This window comes from Peribacillus folii (assembly GCF_030271255.1).
Classification (GTDB): Bacteria; Bacillota; Bacilli; order Bacillales; family DSM-1321; genus Peribacillus.
Window position 1 is genome coordinate 22,060 of record NZ_JASJOM010000023.1, and the last position, 6,376, is coordinate 28,435.

5 protein-coding genes are annotated in these 6,376 nt (G+C 40.8%); 3 read left to right on the top strand and 2 right to left on the bottom strand.

Annotation, left to right across the window (positions count from 1 at the left end):
• The first annotated feature begins 352 nt into the window (after positions 1-352).
• Together QNI08_RS22160 and QNI08_RS22165 are read left to right on the top strand one after the other, a co-directional pair.
• Positions 353-991 carry a hypothetical protein gene (locus QNI08_RS22160; protein ID WP_285769513.1) on the top strand — a complete coding sequence of 213 codons (639 nt, stop codon included), beginning with the start codon at positions 353-355 and terminating at the stop codon, positions 989-991.
• 126 nt (positions 992-1,117) lie between these two features.
• Positions 1,118-1,891 (top strand): LURP-one-related/scramblase family protein, encoded by a 774-nt coding sequence (locus QNI08_RS22165; RefSeq protein ID WP_285769514.1) that lies wholly within the window; start codon positions 1,118-1,120, stop codon positions 1,889-1,891.
• 186 nt (positions 1,892-2,077) lie between these two features.
• Here the strand turns inward: QNI08_RS22165 and QNI08_RS22170 are convergent, their stop codons facing one another.
• Complete coding sequence (locus QNI08_RS22170) at positions 2,078-2,623, bottom strand: NADPH-dependent FMN reductase (protein ID WP_285769515.1); 546 nt, start codon at positions 2,621-2,623, stop codon at positions 2,078-2,080.
• A 277-nt stretch (positions 2,624-2,900) separates the two neighbouring features.
• Positions 2,901-4,301 carry a sigma-54 interaction domain-containing protein gene (locus tag QNI08_RS22175; RefSeq protein ID WP_483313813.1) on the bottom strand — a complete coding sequence of 467 codons (1,401 nt, stop codon included), beginning with the start codon at positions 4,299-4,301 and terminating at the stop codon, positions 2,901-2,903.
• A 261-nt stretch (positions 4,302-4,562) separates the two neighbouring features.
• Between QNI08_RS22175 and QNI08_RS22180 the strand changes: the two genes are divergently transcribed.
• Positions 4,563-6,227: an alpha-keto acid decarboxylase family protein gene (locus tag QNI08_RS22180; protein WP_285769517.1), complete on the top strand. Its 1,665-nt coding sequence runs from the start codon at positions 4,563-4,565 to the stop codon at positions 6,225-6,227.
• Positions 6,228-6,376: the final 149 nt, after the last annotated feature.

Here is a 6,376-nt window from a genome sequence, read left to right on the forward strand (position 1 = left end):
AGCTCCTTGGAAAGAAGGGAGCCCCTAACGTTTTATATGCCCTGTATTTCAACAGAGTCGAATCAACAAAGTGTTGTCTACGACTTAAAGTTCTAACAATAGTCAAAATTACAGTATTCATAAAAAGTACAAAAAATCGTGCAGAAACACCCAATCCAAAATCAAGTAAAAAAAGAAAAAACAAAAGATTATGAAGCCCCAAAATTGATAACGAACATTCCCAACTTCACATAGTTCAAGCTTTATTAAATAAAGTTAATAATAAATTACAAGATTATTAATCTTTTATAAATGTAATGTTAATGATTACCAGATAAACTAAATCTTGAATGAAAATGGGGAGGATATAAAAATGAAAAAAATATTCGTAGCTTTACCAGTAATGACCATGTTAGTTTCGGGGTTTACTTACAGCACCGCAGATGCAAGGAGTGCAGTAGGCCATCTGCCAAATAATCCAGAGTCAAATCTCACTTCAGAAGGTAAACCGGAAGAGAAACCAAAACAGGAAGAAGCAGTTAAAAACAATAATGGGAGTGCAGTAGGCCATCTGCCAAATAATCCAGAATCAAATCTCACTTCAGAAGGTAAACCGGAAGAGGAACCAAAACAGGAAGAAGCAGTTAAAAACAATAATGGGAGTGCAGTAGGTCATCTGCCAAGTAATCCAGAGTCAAATCCCACTTCAGAAGGTAAACCGGAAGAGGAACCAAAACAGGAAGAAGTAACTGAAGATAAAGTAACGGTTAATAACCTTATAGCTGGAAAAAACGTCACTATTGAAGGTAATACAATGGAGATAGCTCCCTATTATGAGATATATGTAAATGGAAAGCCGGTTATTTTTACTGTAAAAAATAAATTTAACCCTAATGTATATTCCGTACAAGTTTCAAATTTAAATAAAGGAGATACTGTCACAGTTTTTGCCAGTTATATGAATGCAACTAGCCGATACACTCATGGTTCGGTTACAACAACCGTGCAATAAGAAAAAAACCATGGAACTCTTCTAGTGGTGTTTTTCTTTGGGCAAGAGATTTCATTACACATAAGAAATAAAGTTACTAATTACAAGATAGCCTAAATATTGAATGCAGATGGGAAGGGAAGAAAAATGAAAAAAATAATCGTAGCTCTACCAGTAATGACCATGCTAGTATCGGGGTTCGCTTACAGCGCTGCAGATGCAAGGAGTGCTGTAGGGGACCTGCCAAGTAATTCAGATTCAAATCCCACTTCAGAAGTAAAACCGGAAGAGAAACCAAAACAGCAAGAAGCAGTTAAAAACAATAATGGGAGTGCAGTATTATCTACACCTGAATCGGTAACGGAAACTAGTCCTTCCATCACTAGTAAAATTACTATTCTTGAAGCATTTGCAGGAGAAAATACCATAAAAGTTGAACATCCAGCTGAAGATCTAACACTCAACTTTTACCGTAATCACAAATATGAAGGATCAGGTAATATCTATTATTTCTATTATAAAGCTTGGGGTAATAGAGCAAGTTTCAATTATCCAGGCGAAGCATTAAAACCAGGCGATATTTTGCGAGTGGATACAAAAGATTCGTCCGGACAAGTGACAAAAGGAAAAGAATTCAGTGTAAGTGATATGAGCAGACCTGAAGATAAAGTAACGGTTAATAACCTTAAAGCTGGAAAAAGCGTCACCATTGAAGGTGAAACAATGGAAATCGCCTCGACTTATGAAATATATGTAAATGGAAAACGGGTTACCACTGCCAAAAAAAATAAATACGCCCCTGATGTATATTCCGTACAAGTTCCAAATTTAAATAAAGGAGATATTGTAACAGTTTTAGCCAAAGATATTAGTGAATCTGGCCAATATACTCATGGTTCGGTTACAACAACCGTGCAATAAGTTACCAATGCGGAAAACACTCGGAAGTGTTTCAAGTTGTAGAAAAATTGAACTGCCCCGTAAATGTCTGACACCATACTTATTTTACGGCTAATGTACAATCGAAGAGATGTATTTATTTGATGCCCTTCGCCAAAGTTAACCTACCTATCCCCTGGACAGGTAGGTTAGGCGTTTTCCTAAGTCTTAGCGAGTATGATGATTATACCAGTCTATGAAGTTATCTACGACCGTATCGATGAATTGGACAGTCGATTCATGTGTGAGGCTGCCCTCACTGTCAATCTTATCATGCACGGCTCCTACATATACTTCATTTCCCGGTAAGAGTGGAGAGGATATGCCTAGTGCGAATAAGATATCACGTAAATGAAGTTGGGCTTTAACCGTTCCGAGCTGGCCCATTGACGCACCCATAATCCATGATGGTTTGCCAATCAAGACCTTCTCCACACGTGATAGCCAATCTATGGCATTGCCCAATACGCCAGGAATCGTTCCATTGTATTCAGGGGTTATCCAAAGAACGGCGTCTGCATCGGCCACTTTGCCTTTGAATTCTTTCACGACGGCAGGGGGATCGTTTTCAATATCTTGATCATAGAAGGGCAAATCACGAATGTTTAAAATCTCCAGATCGAACCGATCTTGATACCTAGCTTGAATATATTTGGCAAGCTTTAGGTTATAAGACTCTTTACGAATGCTTCCAACAATTGCGACTACTTTCATCTTCATTACCTCCGAGTGTTAATTTGTCATGGATAACCATGTTAATATGTTCCACCTACTCATTATAATTGGATTTACAATGAAAGGGAAAAAGGATGCTTGGAAATAATTAATTGGTGATATAGCATCGAAGCTCACCGCTTAGTCTACATATCGGTAAAGTAAAACTTCGTTTCTATCCATTACATGGAATGGAGGTGCCTAAGTAGCCACAGAGGTAAAAGCTTGCCGGACAGGGCCCCCTTATTACTATAGATACAAGTTTGATTATACTGGCTTACGATAACGGCATTTGATCTTTGTATTTCTTCATTTTCCTCACCACCGAGGGCTGGCTGATGCCTAAGGATTTCGCCATTTCATAAGTGGATTTACATTGCTTGCTCGCCTTGAGCAACATCCACTTTTCCACTTGTTCAAGAGCTGTCTTAAGATCTCGGTCGTCCACCAGCATTTGATCGAGCATCAACGTATCTTCTTTATTCCCCGAAGAGACTTGACCATGCAAATGGGCGGGGAGGAAGCCAGGGAAAATGAGGGAGTCTTCAGAGGTCAAAATGAGCCGTTCAATTAGGTTTTCCAATTCTCGCACGTTCCCGGACCATTTATGGTGAATCAGGATTTCATATGTGGAAGGATGCAATTTCTTATTCGTGTTATATTTCTTGTTGATGATATCGAGATTATGATTGATTAGGATGGCAATATCTTCTTTTCTTTCTCGTAAAGGCGGTATTTGGACTGGTATCACATTTAAGCGGTAATACAAATCGAGCCTGAAGGCACCCGCTTCAACCATTTCCTCAAGGTTTTGATTGGTTGCCGTTACAAGCCGGAAATCAACCTTATGCTCTTTTTTTCCGCCAACTCTTTTAAACGTCTTCTCTTGCAGGACATTTAATAATTTCACTTGCATATCCAAAGGGAGCTCGCCAATTTCATCCAGAAAAAGCGTTCCGTTATCAGCTTGTTCAATTAAGCCTTCCTTCCCGTGTTTTTGCGCCCCAGTGAAGGAGCCTGCTTCATACCCGAACATTTCGGATTCGAAAAGGCTTTCTGGTATGGTACTGCAGTTGACTTCAATGAAGGGTGATTTCCTTCGATAACTTTGATTATGGAGCCTTCGGGCAAAGACGCTCTTTCCTACCCCCGATTCGCCAAGTAGCATGACCGTGGCATCTGTTTTGGAAACACGCAGGATCGTTTTGGCGATTTGCCGCATTTCCTTACTTCGGTAAATCAGCTCTTCTTGTTCCCTGAGTTCTTCGACCTCGGATTGATATTCTTGGATCTTTTTCTCCAATTGGCCATATTGATCTTGAAGCTTCCTGATCTCCGTTTGATCTTGGGTATAACTGACGACTCGAATCAGTTCACCATCATCATTAAAGATGGGATAAGCTGTCGACATAACGATTTTCCCTGTTTTTGTATGCTGCATGATTTGGACGGGCGTTTTTTCTTTCAAGACCATCGCGGAAATCGACGGTGAGAGAATCCCCTCGGTTTCAAGCTGGTAAACGGATTTCCCGAGGTAATGGTCCGGTTCAATCCCGTAAATCCACCAATGATTGGGATTTGTAAATAAAATGAATCCCTTTTCATCCGTCACGGTAATATTATTATTGGAAGTGCTGATGATGCTTTCCAAAATTTTTTTTACATTATTATCACTCATCATGCTCCTCCTTGTCCTGCTTTCCATTAATTCAAATATAAATCAAAAAAGTATGGTAAATCAAGAATTTTCAGTTATTTCGATTTAATAATGAATCAAATTCTTACTTTGTTCACTGATCAAATCGTTAGCATGGATGTTTCCATAGAGTTGTAGTGTAGCCAGGGGAAGATCTTCATTACCTGGACACTTACACGGTTAACCTATTTATGTTTGGGTATAAATATAGTAGACATAATAATGCGGAGGAGTGTTTATTTCATGGAAAACAGAACACTGGGACAATATTTATATGATTGTTTAAAAGAAGAAGGAATTACGGAGATTTTTGGTGTGCCCGGAGACTATAATTTTTCATTGCTAGATACCTTGGAGGAATATGAAGGGATTGAATTCATTAATGGAAGAAATGAGCTCAATGCTGGATATGCTGCGGACGCCTATGCGAGGGTGAAGGGCATTGCGGCATTAATCACAACCTTTGGTGTTGGAGAAATGAGCGCATGTAATGCAGTCGCGGGTGCTTACAGTGAAAATGTACCGCTCATCCATATCGTCGGGTCGCCAAAGTCCATGATGCAAAAAGAGAAGGCAATGGCCCATCATACGTTAATGGATGGAGATTTTGATGTTTTTCGTAAAGTGTACGAGCACATCACGGGCTATACGGTGATTTTAACACCTGAGAACGCGGCTACGGAGATACCGACAGCCATCAGGATTGCGAAGACAAAGAAAAAGCCGGTTTATATGGTTGTGGCTATCGATCTTGTTTCAAAGCCAGTGCTGTCTCACAGTGAGCCTTTGGAAAATGAGGCCGAAACGAATCAGGAAGCCCTGCAGTCAGCGGTCAAACACATAAAAAAAATGCTGGAACCAGTAAAGAAAGCGGCAATGCTTGTCGACATGAAAACACTTCGTTATAACCTTGGGGAATCCGTGCAGCAGCTTGCGGAGCGGTTGAATGTTCCCGTCGCTTCATTAATGCAGGGGAAAAGCGGTTTCGATGAGAGCCATCCACAGTATATCGGGGTTTATGCTGGAGCGTTCGGGAGTCAGGAAGTGACAAAGACCGTGGAAGAAGCGGAATGTATCTTTGCCGTCGGTCCGGTTTGGTCTGATACGAATACCTCAAAAAAGACAGCAAAGCTTGATCCTTTGAAAATAGTGGAGATTCAACCTGATTCTTTAAAAGTAGGGGCAGCCAGTTATATGAACGTCAGAGCGGAGGATTTCCTGCATGCTCTCATGGACATCGGCTTCAGGCAGGAGGAATCGGTTACCGTCAGTGCGTTTCCGTATGATTCAATGGCCGGTGACTCAGTTGCACCACTGAAGGCGTTTTCTTATTACCCGCGAATTCAACGGATGTTAAAGGAAGATGACATTGTGGTCACGGAAACTGGAACATTTTCATACGGAATGTCACAGGTTAGGCTGCCAAAAGGCGTGACTTATATAGCACAAGGAGGATGGCAAAGCATCGGATATGCCACACCAGCTGCTTTCGGCGCTTGCATTGCGGATAAAAACCGCCGTGTTCTTTTGTTTACCGGTGACGGTTCACTACAGCTAACTGCACAGGAAATAAGTTCGATGCTGGAAAATGGCTGTAAACCCATTATTTTTGTCCTCAATAACGATGGCTATACGATTGAAAAATTCTTGAACGTCAAGGTGGATATAGAAAAACAGACATACAATGAGATTCCAGCGTGGAACTATACCAAATTGCCTGAAGCATTTGGTCGTGAAGCCTTCACTGCCCGGGTCGAAACGAACAGCGAACTGGATGATGCCATCAAAAAAGCTCAGGATTTGAACGGTGAAAAACTGTGTCTGATTGAGCTGATCGTGAAGGATCAAATGGATGGACCGGAGTATATGCAAAAATTGAGGCGGTACCTTGAAAAGCAAGAGAACTAAAGGGATATATCCTCACCTAAAGCGATGCTTATTGATGGATTATGGACCCTTACCATATAAAAGAAATTAGGTAACGCCGCAAGATTTTCTGTGGCAAGGGCGCGGAAATCAGAAAACAGCAGAAATGGAAAGACCTTCTGATGAAGGTC

What these genes read in the sequence shown, in the direction of transcription:
- QNI08_RS22160 (WP_285769513.1), top strand. Translation starts at nt 353, where the DNA reads ATGAAAAAAATATTCGTAGCTTTACCAGTAATGACCATGTTAGTTTCG.
- QNI08_RS22165 (WP_285769514.1), top strand. Translation starts at nt 1,118, where the DNA reads ATGAAAAAAATAATCGTAGCTCTACCAGTAATGACCATGCTAGTATCG.
- QNI08_RS22170 (WP_285769515.1), bottom strand. Translation starts at nt 2,623, where the DNA reads ATGAAAGTAGTCGCAATTGTTGGAAGCATTCGTAAAGAGTCTTATAAC.
- QNI08_RS22175 (WP_483313813.1), bottom strand. Translation starts at nt 4,301, where the DNA reads ATGAGTGATAATAATGTAAAAAAAATTTTGGAAAGCATCATCAGCACT.
- QNI08_RS22180 (WP_285769517.1), top strand. Translation starts at nt 4,563, where the DNA reads ATGGAAAACAGAACACTGGGACAATATTTATATGATTGTTTAAAAGAA.